This window comes from Cupriavidus sp. KK10 (assembly GCF_018223725.1).
In the GTDB taxonomy this organism is placed as follows: Bacteria; Pseudomonadota; Gammaproteobacteria; order Burkholderiales; family Burkholderiaceae; genus Cupriavidus; species Cupriavidus necator.
In genome coordinates this window covers 6,542,689-6,556,323 of sequence record NZ_CP073677.1, presented here as the reverse complement: position 1 = coordinate 6,556,323, position 13,635 = coordinate 6,542,689, and the positions used below count along the sequence as shown (strand labels likewise).

Here is a 13,635-nt window from a genome sequence, read left to right as displayed (position 1 = left end):
CGGACATGAGCCTGATTCTCGAAGTGAAGGACCTCCACGTCCGCTACGGCAAGGTGGAAGCGGTGCACGGCGCCAACCTGAAGGTGGAGGCCGGCAAGATCGTCACGGTGATCGGCCCCAATGGCGCCGGCAAGTCGACCATGCTCAATGCGATCATGGGTGCGCTGCCGGTGACGGGGTCGTCGAACGGTTCGGTGAGCTACCTCGGCCACGACATGGCCGGCATTCCGGTGGAGGGGCGCGTTGCGCGCGGCATGTGCCTGGTCCCGGAGAAGCGCGAGCTGTTCGCGTCGATGACGGTGGAGGACAACCTGCAGCTGGGGGCCTTCCGCCGCAAGCGCGCCGGCGAGAAGAACTACCTGGACCAGATGGACGTGGTCTACGACCAGTTCCCGCGCCTGCGCGAGCGCGCCCGCCAGGACGCCGGCACGCTCTCCGGTGGCGAGCGCCAGATGCTTGCAGTGGGCCGCGCGCTGATGGCAAAGCCGCAGTTGCTGATGCTGGACGAGCCCAGCCTTGGCCTGGCACCGCTGATCGTGAAGGAGATCTTCCACATCATCAGCAACCTGCGCCAGACCGGCGTGGCCACGCTGCTGATCGAGCAGAACGCACGCGCCGCGCTGCAGGTGGCGGACTACGGCTATGTGATCGAGACCGGCGATATGGCGATGGAAGGGCCGGCCGACGAGTTGGCGGCGAATCCGAAGGTGATCGAAACATATCTTGGGTTGGCAAAAAAGGCGGCTTGATCCGCTCGGTTTTCGCCAGAGGAATGAGGGCCTGCGGATGCAGGCCCTTTTCTATTGGTGGTGTGAATAACTTTGGGGATAACCCAATTCCGAGGCGCTTCGGACGGGTGTCGGCACCGGTGCGCTGATGTAGGTACGCCAGTATCTATTGGAATGATTTTTGCCAATGCAATTTACGGAATAACATCCATGCAGATAATAATTTGCGGAATTTTATCTGTAGGATGAATGCATTTTTGCAGAATTTTTGTTCTGCAAGTCATCTGGTGAATAAAGTATTGGCGCCGCTGCCTGTATCTTTCGCTGCGGTCTCCAGCAGCCAATCCCGGAAGCAGGTCAGCGCCGGATGATCGCGCCGTTCCTTCGGCGCACACAGGAAATAGCCCCGTTGCAGCGAAATTGGCAGGTCAAACGGCGCCGTTACGCGTCCGGCGGCAATTTCGTCGCGTACCAGGCACCGCTGCAGCACGGCGACGCCCATGTCGGCGCGCACCGCCTGGATCAGGATCGAGACCTGGTCGAACGCTGTGGATAACCTTGGCGCAGCGTTGGGTACGCCGGCGGCCTGCAGCCAGTTTTGCCAGTTCGCCGGCGCGGTGGTGTGGTAGAGCAGGGGCTCGTCCAGCAACTCCGCGGGAGACTGCCAGCGGCCGGCCTCGCGCCGTGCCCGCGCGCGGTCCGGATGGCAGACCGGCACCATTTCACGTCCCACCACGTAGTCGACCTGCAGGCTCGGCCACTTGCTGGCTTCACCGGCCAGGATGGCGGTGTCCGGTGACGGGCCGGAGAGGTCCTCGTCGCGCTGGTACGGGACGAAGTCCAGCCGGATTTCCGGATGGCGGCGGTGGAAGTCCGGCAGGCGCGGCACCAGCCAGACGCTGGCCAGCGTGGGCACGATCGATAGTGTCAGGTGGTGCCGGCGGTCGCCGGCGCGCAAGGCGGCGCTGGCGTGCTCGATCGCGGCCAACGGCTCGGCCACGGCATCGAGCAATTGCTGGCCGGCATCGGTCAGCATCAGGCGGTGCGCATTGCGTTGCAGCAGCGGCTGGGCGAAGTGCGCTTCCAGCCGTGCAATGGCGCGGCTGACAGCACCTTGCGTCACGCACAGCTCGTCGGCTGCGCGCGTGAAGCTGCCCAGCCGTGCCGCGGCGGCAAAGGCGTGCAGTTCGGACATCGATGGGGAATGCAGCCGCATGGCGGGGAGGGCGGGGCCGGGGGGAAGTTACTACCGGAGCGGACGCCGCAAGAATGATCTTTGGTAATGCAAACGTGCAATATAGTCGTTTGTGCACAGCCGGTAAACGGCTGACACTCGCCCGGTTCATGCACATAACCAACAGGAGAAACCCCATGATCCGAGCCCGGATATCCCGCCGCCAGCTGCTGCTGTCCGGCACCGCTGCCGCGGCCACGCTGGCCTTTGCCGGCAGCGCCTTCGCGCAAGGCAACTACCCGACGCGCCCGATCCGCCTGATCGTGCCGTTTGCGGCAGGCGGCTCCACTGACCTGTCGGCGCGCCTGGTGGCCGAGTTTGCCGGCCGCGAGCTGGGCCAGACGATCGTGGTCGAGAACAAGGGTGGCGCCGGCGGCTCGGTGGGCATGGAGCAGGTGGCCAACGCCGCGCCGGATGGCTACACCATCGGCATGGCCACGGTCAGTACGCACGGCTCTAACCCCGCTGTATACCCGAAGCTCAAGTACGACCCGATCAAGGACTTTGCCCCGGTCACCAACGTGGTGTCGATGCCAAGCGTATTCACGGTGCACCCGAGCGTGCCGGCGAAAACCATGCAGGAGTTCATCGCGCTGGCCAAGGCCAATCCGGGCAAGTATTCGGTTGCCTCGCCGGGCACAGGGACCCTCGGCCACGTAAACCTTGAGAACTTCCAGATGCTGGCGAAGATCGAGCTGCTGCATGTGCCGTACAAGGGCGCCGGCCTTGGGCTCAATGATGCGGTGGCGGGGCAGGTCAATGCCATCTCGGACAACCTGGCTTCCGCGCTGCCTCACGTGAAGTCGGGCCGCCTGCGCGCGCTGGCGGTGCTTGGCGCCACGCGCTCGCCGCAGTTGCCAAACGTGCCCACCTATGCGGAACTGGGCTACAAGGAGATGGGCGACGGCGGTTGGTTCGGCATCGTCGCGCCCGCGGGCACGCCGCCCGCCATCGTGGCAAGGCTGAACCAGGCCATCCACAAGGCCATGCAGAACCCTGAATTCAAGCGCAAGGTGGAAGAGTCCGGCGGCACATTGGTGCCGACCACGCCGGAGCAGTTCAAGGCCCAGATCCAGCAGGCCATGGCGCGCTATGCCCGCGTTGCCAAGGCCGCCAACATCCAACTGGACTGACGCATGGCTGAAGCGAACCACCTGGCCGCCGCGCTGCCGCCGGTCATTGTGCGCCTGCCGGAAGGGGAGGTGCTACCGCTGGTGTGCGACTCGCCGCACAGCGGCACCGCCTACCCGGCCGACTTCGGCGCGGCGATCCCTGCCGCGCGCCTGCGCGGGGGCGAGGACACACACGTCGACGCTCTGTGGGAGGCCGTGCCCGCAGCAGGCGGTACGCTGCTGGCGGCGACTTTCCCGCGCGTCTATATCGACCCGAACCGGATGGCCGACGATATCGATCCGGCCCAGCTCGACGGCGTCTGGTCGACAGCGCTGGCCCCAGGGCCGAAAACGCAACTGGGCTACGGCCTGATCTGGAGCCGGATCGATGCCAGCACGCCGATCTATGACCGGCGCCTGTCCGTAGCGGAAGTGCAGGGCCGTATCGACGGCTACTACCGGCCGTACCATGCGGCGCTGGCCGAGGCCGTGGAGAGCGCCTACCAGCGCTTTGGCGCGCTCTGGCACCTGAACCTGCACTCCATGCCCAATAACGCCTACGAGCGGCTCAAGATCGACAGCCCACACCCGCTGGCGGACTTTGTGCTGGGCGACCGGGACGGCACCACCTGCGAGCCGGGGCTGGTCGACCTGGTCGAACGGGAACTGCGCGGCATGGGCTACACGGTGGCGCGCAACGACCCATACAAGGGCGTGCAGCTAATCGCACAGATCGGCCGGCCGGCCGAGCGGCGCAATAGCCTGCAGATTGAGATTCGGCGGCCGCTGTATATGGACGAGGTGACACGCGAGCGCAATGCCGGGTTCACCACCTTGCAGCGCGATCTTGGCAAGCTGACCGAGCAGGTTGCGGGCTACATCCGCGCGCAACTCTGAGGCGCTTGTTCCACGTGAAACATCCGGCCGGGCCATGTGCCCGGCCTTTTTGTTTCACGTGGAACATAACGTCGCTTTCAAGCGACTCGCCGGGTATCGCCAACGCCATGTTTCACGTGAAACATGGTTACCGTCGGAAAGCGGCTTGTCGATTGCCGCTATAATTTCGCATTCCCGTATTTTCCCGCCAGCCTCCCGGAGGAGGTGTCCCATGCTTTACCCAAAAGAATTCGATGTCATCGTCGTCGGCGGTGGCCATGCCGGCACTGAAGCTGCACTCGCCGCGGCCCGTATGGGCTGCCAGACGCTGCTGCTGACTCACAACATCGAGACGCTGGGCCAGATGAGCTGCAACCCGTCCATCGGGGGCATCGGCAAGGGGCACCTGGTCAAGGAAGTGGACGCCATGGGCGGTGCCATGGCCGCAGCCACGGACGAGTCCGGCATCCAGTTCCGCATCCTCAACTCCAGCAAGGGCCCGGCGGTACGCGCCACGCGCGCCCAGGCGGACCGCGTGCTGTACCGCAAGGCGATCCGTACGAGGCTGGAGAACCAGCCGAACCTGATGCTGTTCCAGCAGGCCGTGGACGACCTGATGGTGGAGGGCGACCGCGTAGTCGGCGCTATGACGCAGGTCGGCATCGCCTTCCGCGCCCGCGCGGTGGTGCTGACCGCCGGCACCTTCCTGGACGGCAAGATCCACGTCGGGCTGGACAACTACACCGGCGGCCGCGCCGGCGACCCGGCAGCGGTGTCGCTGTCGGCGCGCCTGAAGGACCTGAAGCTGCCGCAAGGCCGCCTGAAGACAGGCACGCCGCCGCGTATTGACGGCCGCACCATCGATTTCTCGGTGATGGAAGAGCAGCCTGGCGACCTGGATCCGGTACCGGTGTTCTCCTTTCTGGGCCGTCCGGAGCAGCACCCGCAACAGCTGCCATGCTGGATCACCCATACCAACAGCCGTACCCACGACATCATCCGTGGCGGGCTGGACCGCTCGCCGATGTACACCGGCGTGATCGAAGGGGTAGGGCCGCGCTACTGCCCGAGCATCGAGGACAAGATCCATCGCTTTGCCAGCAAGGAAAGCCACCAGATCTTCCTGGAACCCGAAGGCCTGACCACCAACGAGTTCTACCCCAACGGGATTTCGACCAGCCTGCCGTTCGACGTGCAGCTGGAACTGGTGCACTCGATCCGCGGCATGGAGAACGCGCATATCCTGCGCCCCGGCTATGCGATCGAGTATGACTACTTCGATCCGCGCGGGCTGAAGGCATCGCTGGAGAGCAAGGCGATCCGCGGCCTGTTCTTTGCGGGGCAGATCAATGGCACCACCGGCTATGAAGAAGCCGCCGCGCAGGGCCTGCTGGCCGGCATCAACGCTGGCTGCTATGTGCGCGAACGCGATGCGTGGACGCCGCGCCGTGACCAGGCCTACCTGGGCGTGCTGGTCGACGACCTGATTACCCGCGGTGTGACCGAGCCGTATCGCATGTTCACCAGCCGCGCGGAATTCCGCCTGAGCCTGCGAGAAGATAATGCCGATATGCGCCTGACTGAGGTCGGCCGTGAACTGGGCGTGGTCGACGATGCGCGCTGGGATGCCTTCAACCGCAAGCGCGACGCTGTTTCACGTGAAACAGAGCGCCTGAAGAGCACATGGGTCAACCCGGCCATGCTGCCAGCCGAAGATGCCATGCCGCTGCTGGGCAAGCCGATCGAGCGCGAGTACAGCCTGGCCGACCTGCTGCGCCGGCCCGAAGTCCGCTATGAAGCACTGATGGCGCTGCAGGGCGGCCGCCATGCCCCGGAAACGCCGCTGGACGCCGAGCCGATGCTGGCGGAGCAGATCCGCGAGCAGATCGAGATCGGCATCAAGTACCACGGCTATATCGCCCGCCAGGCGGCCGAGGTCGACAAGCTGGAAGCCAATGAGTCGACCCGCCTGCCGGAAGGGCTGGACTACACCGAAGTGCGTGGCCTGGGCTTCGAGGTCAGTCAGAAGCTGAACCAGCATCGTCCGGAAACGCTGGGCCAGGCCTCGCGCATTTCCGGCGTGACGCCGGCCGCGATCTCGCTGCTGCTGGTGCACCTGAAGAAGAAGGGGCTGGGGCGCATGCGCGCTGAGTCGGGCGCACCTTCCGGCAACTCCGAAGAGGCCGCCTGAGTGCCCGGTCCGCGACACACCATGACCGACGACGCCGCGCAGCGTCGTCGCCTTGAAGCCGGTCTGGCCGAGATCGGGCTGGCGCTGGCGCCGGCCCAGATCGACACCTTGTTTGCCTACCTGGCGCTGCTGCGCAAGTGGAACGGCGTCTACAACCTGACCGCAATCCGCCACCCCGATGAGATGCTTACGCATCACATGCTGGACTCGCTTGCCGCCGTGCCGGCACTGGCCGAAGCCGCGCGCGCCGCAGAGGTAGGCACGCCGGCGCGGGGCAGGGTATTGGACGTGGGCTCGGGCGGCGGCATGCCCGGCCTGCCGCTGGCCATCGCCTGTCCCGACGTGTCGGTGCTGATGGTGGACATCGTGCAGAAGAAGACCGCCTTCCTGACCCAGTGCCGTGCGCAACTCGGGCTTTCCAATGCCGCGGCGCATTGGGGGCCGGTAGAGAAGCTGGACGATGACGATGGCTTTGCCGTGATCACCTCTCGCGCGTTTGCCGAGCTGACTGACTTCGTGAACCTGTCGGGCCAGCTCCTCGCACCGCACGGCAAGCTGATCGCCATGAAGGGTGTTTATCCACAGGCCGAGCTGGACCGCATGGAAGCTGCCGGGCTGATGGCGCAATGGCAGGTCGATGCGGTGCCCCACATCACTGTGCCCGGGCTGGATGCCGAGCGCCACCTGGTGGTGCTGTCGCGGCGCGCAAGCGCCAACGCATGACGTACGCCGTGGCGCTGCGTGCAGCGCCACGAACTGCCAGCCCCGCGCTGGCCGGATGAATTGAAGCAGGAGCCTCAGTAGCTTATGGCCAAGGTATTCGTGATCGCAAACCAGAAGGGCGGGGTAGGCAAGACCACCACCACGGTGAACCTCGCCGCCGGCCTGGCCGCGCAGGACCAGCGCGTGCTGCTGGTCGACCTGGACCCGCAGGGCAATGCCTCGATGGGTTCGGGCATCGACAAACAGGCGCTGGAGCACAGCGTGTACCAGGTGCTGGTGGGCCTGGCCAGCATCAAGCAGGCGCGCCAGCGTTCCGAGACCGGCAGGTACGACGTGCTGCCCGCCAACCGCGAACTGGCCGGCGCGGAAGTGGAGCTGGTCGAGCTGGACCAGCGCGAGCGCCGCCTCAGGCAGGCCATCGAAGAGGTCAATGACGAATATGACTTCGTGCTGATCGACTGCCCGCCGTCGCTGTCGCTGCTGACGCTGAACGGCCTGTGCGCCGCGCACGGCGTGATCGTGCCGATGCAGTGCGAGTACTTCGCGCTGGAAGGGCTGTCGGACCTGGTCAACACCATCAAGCAGGTGCACGCCAACCTGAACCGCGACCTGCAGGTGATCGGCCTGCTGCGCGTCATGTTCGATCCGCGCGTCACGCTGCAGCAGCAGGTGTCGGCGCAGCTGGAATCGCACTTCGGTGAAAAGGTCTTCAAGACCCTGATTCCGCGCAATGTGCGCCTGGCCGAGGCGCCGTCCTATGGCATGCCGGGCGTGGCGTTCGATCCGTCATCGAAGGGCGCAAAAGCGTACCTGGATTTCGGCGCCGAGATGATCGCGCGCGTCAGGCAGCTGGGCTGAAGGAGAGGGCAAGCATGAGCACTGCAAAGAAAAAGGGCCTGGGCCGCGGCCTCGAAGCGTTGCTGGGCGGGCCGGCCGAAATCGTTGAATCGGTGAAGCAGGAGGGTGCGCCCACGGTGCTGCGCCTGAGCCAGCTGCAGCCGGGCAAGTACCAGCCGCGCACGCGCATGGATGAAGGCGCGCTGCAGGAGCTGGCCGCCAGCATCCGCGCGCAGGGCCTGATGCAGCCGATCCTGGTGCGCCGCGTGGCCGAGCCGGACCGCTATGAAATCATCGCGGGCGAGCGGCGCTTCCGCGCGTCCAAGCTCGCCGGCCTGGACAAGGTGCCGGTGCTGGTGAAGGACGTGGCCGATGAAGCCGCGGCCGCGATGGCGCTGATCGAGAACATCCAGCGCGAAGACCTGAACCCGCTGGAAGAAGCGCAGGGCATCATGCGCCTGATCCGCGAATTCAGTTTCACGCATGAGCAGGCGGCCGAGTCGGTCGGCCGTTCGCGCAGCGCGGTGTCGAACCTGCTGCGCCTGCTGAACCTGGCCGCGCCGGTGCAGACCATGCTGATGGCGGGCGACCTCGACATGGGCCACGCGCGCGCGCTGCTGGCGGTGGACGGCGCCAACCAGATCACGCTGGCCAACCAGATCGTGAACAAGCGGCTGTCGGTGCGCGAGACCGAGAAGCTGGTGGCCTCCACGCTCAAGCCGTTCGACCTGAAGTCGCTCAAGCAGAAGGGCGCCAACAACGTGCGCGACGTGGCACGGCTGGAAGAAGAATTGTCCGATGCGCTGGGCCTGGCGGTACAGATCAAGCTGGGCATGCGCGGCAAGGGCCAGCTCACCATCCACTTCAGCGACAACGACGCGCTGGAAGGCGTGCTCGTGCGCCTGCGCGAATCCACTGAAAAGCAGAAGGTCGCCTGAGGCAAGATGCGAAGGCGCACGTAACTTCGCGTGCGCAATTCGGTGCGATTAACGGACATTGCGGCGATGACTGTTGCGTGTACGCTGCAGTGGTCGTTCCAAGGGCAGGTATACGTACGGCGTGCCCGGTAATCCCTCATCATGCGCAGGGTTCGCTGCGCAATCCAATTACGTCAAACATCATTGCTGCGCAATTTTTGCGCGGCCATCATGCCATCGTGATGGCAACCGTTGTGCACAACGCACTGCAAGGTAAATGTAAGCGGATTGACGCCAATCAGTAGTTCCCCTTAAAATCGTGCGGTTTGAATTCTGGTCGGGCCGAAAAGTTCCGGCCTGGAATGAGGCAGGCAGGTAGTGGTTCAAGACCGTCAGCAGCGAGGCGCCGGGTCCCGTCAGGAAGATGACTGGGATGACTGGAAAGAAGGCGCAGAACGTGAGGAAGAGGCTGTCGATCCGCTGTCGCACGCCGAGGCGGTGACGCTGTTTGGCGAGCGCGCGTTGCGCCCTTCGCGCATGACCCCGGGCAAGGTTGTCCTGGCGCAGGTGTTGGTTTCCCTGCTGTCGGCACTGTGCTGGGCGCTGTTCGCGAAAGAGGCGGGGCCGTATGGGTGGTCGGCGCTGTTCGGCGGCATGGTGTGCTTCGTGCCGAGCGGATTCTTCGCCTTGCGCCTGTGGCTGGCGCGCGACCGGGCGTCGGTCGGCGGGCTGGTGCTGGGTGAGGCGATCAAGGTCTTCGGCACCGTGGCACTGCTGGTGCTGGTCGTGGTGCTGTACCGGGATCTGCGCTGGGTGCCGATGCTGGTCACGTTCCTGCTGGCGCTAAAGACATATTGGGTGGTGGCCCTGGCGATGCGCTAGGCCAGCCGCTCGAAAACGGTGCTTCACCCGGAGGTGGGGCACCGAAACGGAATATCAAGAGTTTTCCGTGACGGTTTCACCGCGGGTTTCATCGCAGTGACACCGGACACGGCCAAGGTTGGACCCGCGCTTGCATCGCGGTGACCGGCGAATCCGCCGAAGGCAATGCAAGACGCGTACCGGGCGTTTGCCAGACAGTGGCGGCGCGCGGCCTGAAGATTTCGCAATATACCGTTCGTATCGACATGTCTGATGCTACCCAAGGCGCCGAACACGCGCTGACACCCTCCGGCTATATCGCCGAACACTTGCAGAACTTGAACTCGGTCGGCGGCAAGCAAGCGTCGGTGGTCGATTTCTCCGTGCTCAACTACGACACGGTGTTCTGGTCCGTGCTGTGCGGCGCCATCGCCGTGCTGTTCCTGTATGTCGCCGCGCGCCGCGTCACCGCCGGCGTGCCGGGCCGCTTCCAGGCCTTCGTCGAGATGATCGTCGAGATGGTCGACGACCAGGCCAAGGGCATCATCCACGGCGACCGTTCGTGGATTGCGCCGCTGGCGCTGATGGTGTTCTGCTGGATCACCATGATGAACGCGATCGACCTGATTCCGGTCGACTGGGTCACCGGCCTGAACAGCCTGCTCGGCGTCTTCCACATTCACCTTCCCCACCACCGCGCAGTGGCCACGGCCGACCTGAACGGCACGCTGGGCATGTCGTGCTCGGTGCTGGTCCTGATGATCTACTACAGCTTCAAGATCAAGGGTACGGGCGGCTTCATGCACGAACTGTTCTCGGCCCCGTTCGGCGCCAAGTGGTACCTGGCCCCGTTCAACCTGGTCCTGAACCTGATTGAATTCCTGGCCAAGGCCGTTTCGCTCGGCATGCGGTTGTTCGGCAACATGTACGCCGGCGAACTCGTGTTCCTGCTGATCGCGCTGCTGGGTTCCATCTGGACGTTCAGCGCCGACCTGTCCGCGCTGGGCTTTGTCGGCCACGTGGTGGCCGGCACGGTATGGGCGATCTTCCACATTCTGATCGTCCTGCTCCAGGCCTTCATTTTCATGATGCTGACGCTGGTGTATATCGGCCAGGCTCACGATCACCACTGATTTCCGGTTTTTGGTTTTTTGGTTTTTTGGTTCTAAGTCTCTCTAAATTAAAGGAGTCATCATGCAAGCATTTCTCGCCAACATCCAGGGTCTGACCGCCATCGGTATCGGCATCATCATCGGCCTGGGCGCTATCGGCGCCTGCCTGGGTATCGCCCTGATGGGTGGCAAGTACATCGAAGCCTGCGCACGTCAGCCTGAGCTGATGAACCCGCTGCAAACCAAGATGTTCCTGCTGGCTGGCCTGATCGACGCTGCATTCCTGATCGGCGTGGGTGTTGCAATGCTGTTCGCCTTCGCCAACCCGCTGCTGGCTGTCATCAAGTAATTCTTTTCGGTCTGCATGATGCTGACGGGCGGCGCGGGCCACTAGCCTGGCCGCCCTTGCGCATTTATCTGTAGTTTGATTACCGAAAGGAACACACCATGAATCTGAACGCAACGTTTTTTGCGCAGATGGTCGTGTTCTTCATCCTGTGGTGGGTTGTTGCCAAATTCATTTGGCCGCCGCTGGTGAAGGCGCTCGACGAACGCGCAAAGAAGATCGCCGATGGCCTCGCCGCTGCCGAGAAGGGCAAGGCCGAGCTCGAACTCGCCAACAAGCGTGTGGACCAGGCTATGGCCGAAGCCCGCACCGAGGGTGCACAACGCGTCGCTGACGCCGAGAAGCGCGCCCAGCTGACGGCGGACGAGATCAAGCAAAACGCCCAGGCAGAAGCCGCACGCATCATTGCCCAGGCCAAGGCCGAAGCAGACCAGCAGGTTACCCGTGCACGCGAAGAACTGCGTGACCAGGTTGCCGTGCTGGCCGTCAAGGGTGCCGAGCAGATCCTCAAGCGTGAAGTGAACGCGCAGGTCCACACCGACCTGCTCAATCAACTCAAGGCTGAGCTCTAATCATGGCTGAAACCGCAACCATTGCCCGTCCCTACGCTGAGGCGCTGTTCCGCGTCGCCAGCGAATCGAGCGCAGGCAATCTGGGTGCATGGTCCGAGCTGGTGTCGGAGATGGGGCAGGTTGCTGCCAATCCCGACATGAAGGCGGTAGCCGGCGATCCGAACGTTCCCGGCGAGAAGCTGGCCGAACTGTTCCTGTCGGTGCTGAAGTCCCCGCTGAATGACGAGGCTCGCCGCTTCGTCAAGCTGCTGGTGGATAACGGCCGCCTGACGGTGATGCCGGAAATCGCCGAGCAGTTCCATGTGCTCAAGAACGCCCGCGAAGGGTCGTCGGATGTCGAGATCACCAGCGCATTCCCGCTGGAAGGTTCGCAGTTGAACGACCTGGTCGCTGCACTCGAACGCAAGTTCGGCCGCAAGCTGTACGCGAAGGTGGCGGTGGACCCGTCCCTGATCGGCGGCGTGAGCGTCAAGGTCGGCGACGAAGTGCTCGACACCTCCGTGCGTACGCGCCTGGCTGCCATGCAAGCCACGCTGACCGCCTGACCGCACCGGCCGACGGATTGAAGAATTAGGAGCATTGTGATGCAACTGAACCCCTCAGAAATCAGCGAGCTGATCAAGACCCGCATCTCGGGCCTTGGCGCTGAAGCTGAAGTGCGCAACACCGGCACGGTGATTTCCGTGACCGATGGCATCTGCCGCGTGCACGGCCTGTCCGGCGTGATGCAGGGCGAGATGCTGGAATTCCCCGGCAACACCTTCGGCCTCGCGCTGAACCTCGAGCGCGACTCGGTCGGCGCCGTGGTGCTGGGTGACTACGAACACATTTCCGAAGGCGACACGGTCAAGTGCACCGGCCGCATTCTGGAAGTGCCGGTGGGCAAGGAACTGCTGGGCCGCGTGGTCAACACGCTGGGCCAGCCGATCGACGGCAAGGGCCCGATCAACGCCAAGGAAACGGACGTGATCGAGAAGGTCGCCCCGGGCGTGATCGCGCGTCAGTCGGTGAGCCAGCCGGTGCAGACCGGCCTGAAGTCGATCGACTCGATGGTGCCGATCGGCCGTGGCCAGCGTGAGCTGATCATTGGCGACCGCCAGACCGGCAAGACCGCCGTGGCTGTCGACGCGATCATCAACCAGAAGGGCAAGGGCATGTACTGCGTGTACGTCGCCATTGGCCAGAAGGCTTCGACGATCGCCAACGTGGTGCGCAAGCTGGAAGAGCACGGCGCGATGGAATACACCGTCGTCGTGGCCGCCGCCGCTTCGGACTCGGCCGCCATGCAGTACCTGGCTGCCTACGCCGGCTGCACCATGGGCGAGTACTTCCGCGACCGCGGCGAAGACGCGCTGATCGTCTATGACGACCTGACCAAGCAAGCCTGGGCCTATCGCCAGGTGTCGCTGCTGCTGCGCCGCCCGCCGGGCCGTGAAGCGTACCCGGGCGACGTGTTCTACCTGCACTCGCGCCTGCTGGAGCGTGCCGCGCGCGTGAACGCCGAGTACGTCGAGAAGTTCACCAACGGCGCCGTCAAGGGCAAGACCGGTTCGCTGACCGCGCTGCCGGTGATCGAAACGCAGGCCGGCGACGTGTCCGCGTTCGTGCCGACCAACGTGATTTCGATTACCGACGGCCAGATCTTCCTGGAAACCGACCTGTTCAACGCCGGTGTCCGTCCCGCCATCAATGCCGGTATTTCGGTGTCGCGCGTGGGTGGTGCTGCCCAGACCAAGGTGGTGAAGAACCTGGCCGGTGGTATCCGTACCGACCTCGCCCAGTACCGTGAACTGGCTGCTTTCGCGCAGTTCGCTTCGGACCTGGACGATGCCACCCGCAAGCAGCTGGAGCGCGGCCGCCGCGTGACCGAGCTGCTGAAGCAGCCGCAATACCAGCCGCAGCAGGTGTGGCAGCTGGCCGCGTCGCTGTTCGCCGCCAACAACGGCTTCCTCGACAACGTGGAAGTGAAGGACATTCTGCCGTTCGAGAAGGGCCTGCACGACCATCTGAAGACCAAGTACGCCGACCTCATCAACCGTATCGAAGAGACCAAGCAGCTCTCGAAGGAAGATGAACCCGCCCTGCGTGCCGCGATCGAGGATTTCAAGAAGTCCGCCGCGTTCTAA

Annotated in this window: 14 protein-coding genes; 13 read left to right on the top strand and 1 reads right to left on the bottom strand. The window is 64.3% G+C overall.

The window, feature by feature from the left end:
- The first annotated feature begins 5 nt into the window (after positions 1-5).
- Positions 6-749 (top strand): ABC transporter ATP-binding protein, encoded by a 744-nt coding sequence (locus KB879_RS30620; protein WP_211980430.1) that lies wholly within the window; start codon positions 6-8, stop codon positions 747-749.
- Positions 750-1,008: 259 nt separating this feature from the next.
- Here KB879_RS30620 and KB879_RS30615 read toward each other — a convergent pair whose 3' ends face one another.
- Positions 1,009-1,944: a LysR substrate-binding domain-containing protein gene (locus KB879_RS30615; RefSeq protein ID WP_211980429.1), complete on the bottom strand. Its 936-nt coding sequence runs from the start codon at positions 1,942-1,944 to the stop codon at positions 1,009-1,011.
- 155 nt (positions 1,945-2,099) lie between these two features.
- On the opposite strand from KB879_RS30615, the gene KB879_RS30610 reads away from it, so the two are divergent.
- The 12 genes from KB879_RS30610 to atpA all read left to right on the top strand — a co-directional run bounded on the left by KB879_RS30610 (position 2,100) and on the right by atpA (position 13,635).
- Positions 2,100-3,095, top strand: a complete 996-nt coding sequence (locus KB879_RS30610) for a tripartite tricarboxylate transporter substrate binding protein BugE (RefSeq protein WP_035825589.1) — start codon at positions 2,100-2,102, stop codon at positions 3,093-3,095.
- 3 nt (positions 3,096-3,098) lie between these two features.
- A complete protein-coding gene (locus KB879_RS30605; protein WP_211980428.1) occupies positions 3,099-3,971 on the top strand; it encodes an N-formylglutamate amidohydrolase in 873 nt (290 codons plus the stop codon).
- A gap of 211 nt (positions 3,972-4,182) precedes the next feature.
- Positions 4,183-6,141, top strand: coding sequence for a tRNA uridine-5-carboxymethylaminomethyl(34) synthesis enzyme MnmG (gene mnmG, locus KB879_RS30600; RefSeq protein WP_211980427.1), 1,959 nt, complete (start codon positions 4,183-4,185; stop codon positions 6,139-6,141).
- A 21-nt stretch (positions 6,142-6,162) separates the two neighbouring features.
- Entirely contained in the window at positions 6,163-6,864 is a 702-nt protein-coding gene (gene rsmG / locus KB879_RS30595) for a 16S rRNA (guanine(527)-N(7))-methyltransferase RsmG (protein WP_013958394.1), read from the top strand.
- 84 nt (positions 6,865-6,948) lie between these two features.
- Positions 6,949-7,722, top strand: a complete 774-nt coding sequence (locus KB879_RS30590) for a ParA family protein (protein ID WP_013958393.1) — start codon at positions 6,949-6,951, stop codon at positions 7,720-7,722.
- Between the two features lie 14 nt (positions 7,723-7,736).
- Positions 7,737-8,639, top strand: a complete 903-nt coding sequence (locus tag KB879_RS30585; RefSeq protein WP_153954229.1) for a ParB/RepB/Spo0J family partition protein — start codon at positions 7,737-7,739, stop codon at positions 8,637-8,639.
- A 357-nt stretch (positions 8,640-8,996) separates the two neighbouring features.
- Positions 8,997-9,500 carry an ATP synthase subunit I gene (locus KB879_RS30580; protein ID WP_211980426.1) on the top strand — a complete coding sequence of 168 codons (504 nt, stop codon included), beginning with the start codon at positions 8,997-8,999 and terminating at the stop codon, positions 9,498-9,500.
- A gap of 245 nt (positions 9,501-9,745) precedes the next feature.
- Positions 9,746-10,612 (top strand): F0F1 ATP synthase subunit A, encoded by an 867-nt coding sequence (gene atpB / locus KB879_RS30575; RefSeq protein WP_026201048.1) that lies wholly within the window; start codon positions 9,746-9,748, stop codon positions 10,610-10,612.
- A 61-nt stretch (positions 10,613-10,673) separates the two neighbouring features.
- On the top strand, positions 10,674-10,940 hold the full coding sequence (gene atpE / locus KB879_RS30570) for a F0F1 ATP synthase subunit C (protein WP_013958389.1): 267 nt from the start codon (positions 10,674-10,676) through the stop codon (positions 10,938-10,940).
- 98 nt (positions 10,941-11,038) lie between these two features.
- On the top strand, positions 11,039-11,509 hold the full coding sequence (locus tag KB879_RS30565) for a F0F1 ATP synthase subunit B (protein ID WP_013958388.1): 471 nt from the start codon (positions 11,039-11,041) through the stop codon (positions 11,507-11,509).
- A 2-nt stretch (positions 11,510-11,511) separates the two neighbouring features.
- Complete coding sequence (locus KB879_RS30560) at positions 11,512-12,054, top strand: F0F1 ATP synthase subunit delta (protein WP_035825604.1); 543 nt, start codon at positions 11,512-11,514, stop codon at positions 12,052-12,054.
- Between the two features lie 39 nt (positions 12,055-12,093).
- A complete protein-coding gene (gene atpA, locus KB879_RS30555; RefSeq protein WP_013958386.1) occupies positions 12,094-13,635 on the top strand; it encodes a F0F1 ATP synthase subunit alpha in 1,542 nt (513 codons plus the stop codon).

Coding starts and splice junctions, on each gene's coding strand:
- KB879_RS30560 (WP_035825604.1), top strand. CDS start 11,512: ATGGCTGAAACCGCAACCATTGCCCGTCCCTACGCTGAGGCGCTGTTC.
- KB879_RS30585 (WP_153954229.1), top strand. CDS start 7,737: ATGAGCACTGCAAAGAAAAAGGGCCTGGGCCGCGGCCTCGAAGCGTTG.
- KB879_RS30615 (WP_211980429.1), bottom strand. CDS start 1,944: ATGCGGCTGCATTCCCCATCGATGTCCGAACTGCACGCCTTTGCCGCC.
- atpE (WP_013958389.1), top strand. CDS start 10,674: ATGCAAGCATTTCTCGCCAACATCCAGGGTCTGACCGCCATCGGTATC.
- KB879_RS30620 (WP_211980430.1), top strand. CDS start 6: ATGAGCCTGATTCTCGAAGTGAAGGACCTCCACGTCCGCTACGGCAAG.
- KB879_RS30565 (WP_013958388.1), top strand. CDS start 11,039: ATGAATCTGAACGCAACGTTTTTTGCGCAGATGGTCGTGTTCTTCATC.
- atpA (WP_013958386.1), top strand. CDS start 12,094: ATGCAACTGAACCCCTCAGAAATCAGCGAGCTGATCAAGACCCGCATC.
- mnmG (WP_211980427.1), top strand. CDS start 4,183: ATGCTTTACCCAAAAGAATTCGATGTCATCGTCGTCGGCGGTGGCCAT.
- KB879_RS30605 (WP_211980428.1), top strand. CDS start 3,099: ATGGCTGAAGCGAACCACCTGGCCGCCGCGCTGCCGCCGGTCATTGTG.
- rsmG (WP_013958394.1), top strand. CDS start 6,163: ATGACCGACGACGCCGCGCAGCGTCGTCGCCTTGAAGCCGGTCTGGCC.
- KB879_RS30610 (WP_035825589.1), top strand. CDS start 2,100: ATGATCCGAGCCCGGATATCCCGCCGCCAGCTGCTGCTGTCCGGCACC.
- atpB (WP_026201048.1), top strand. CDS start 9,746: ATGTCTGATGCTACCCAAGGCGCCGAACACGCGCTGACACCCTCCGGC.
- KB879_RS30590 (WP_013958393.1), top strand. CDS start 6,949: ATGGCCAAGGTATTCGTGATCGCAAACCAGAAGGGCGGGGTAGGCAAG.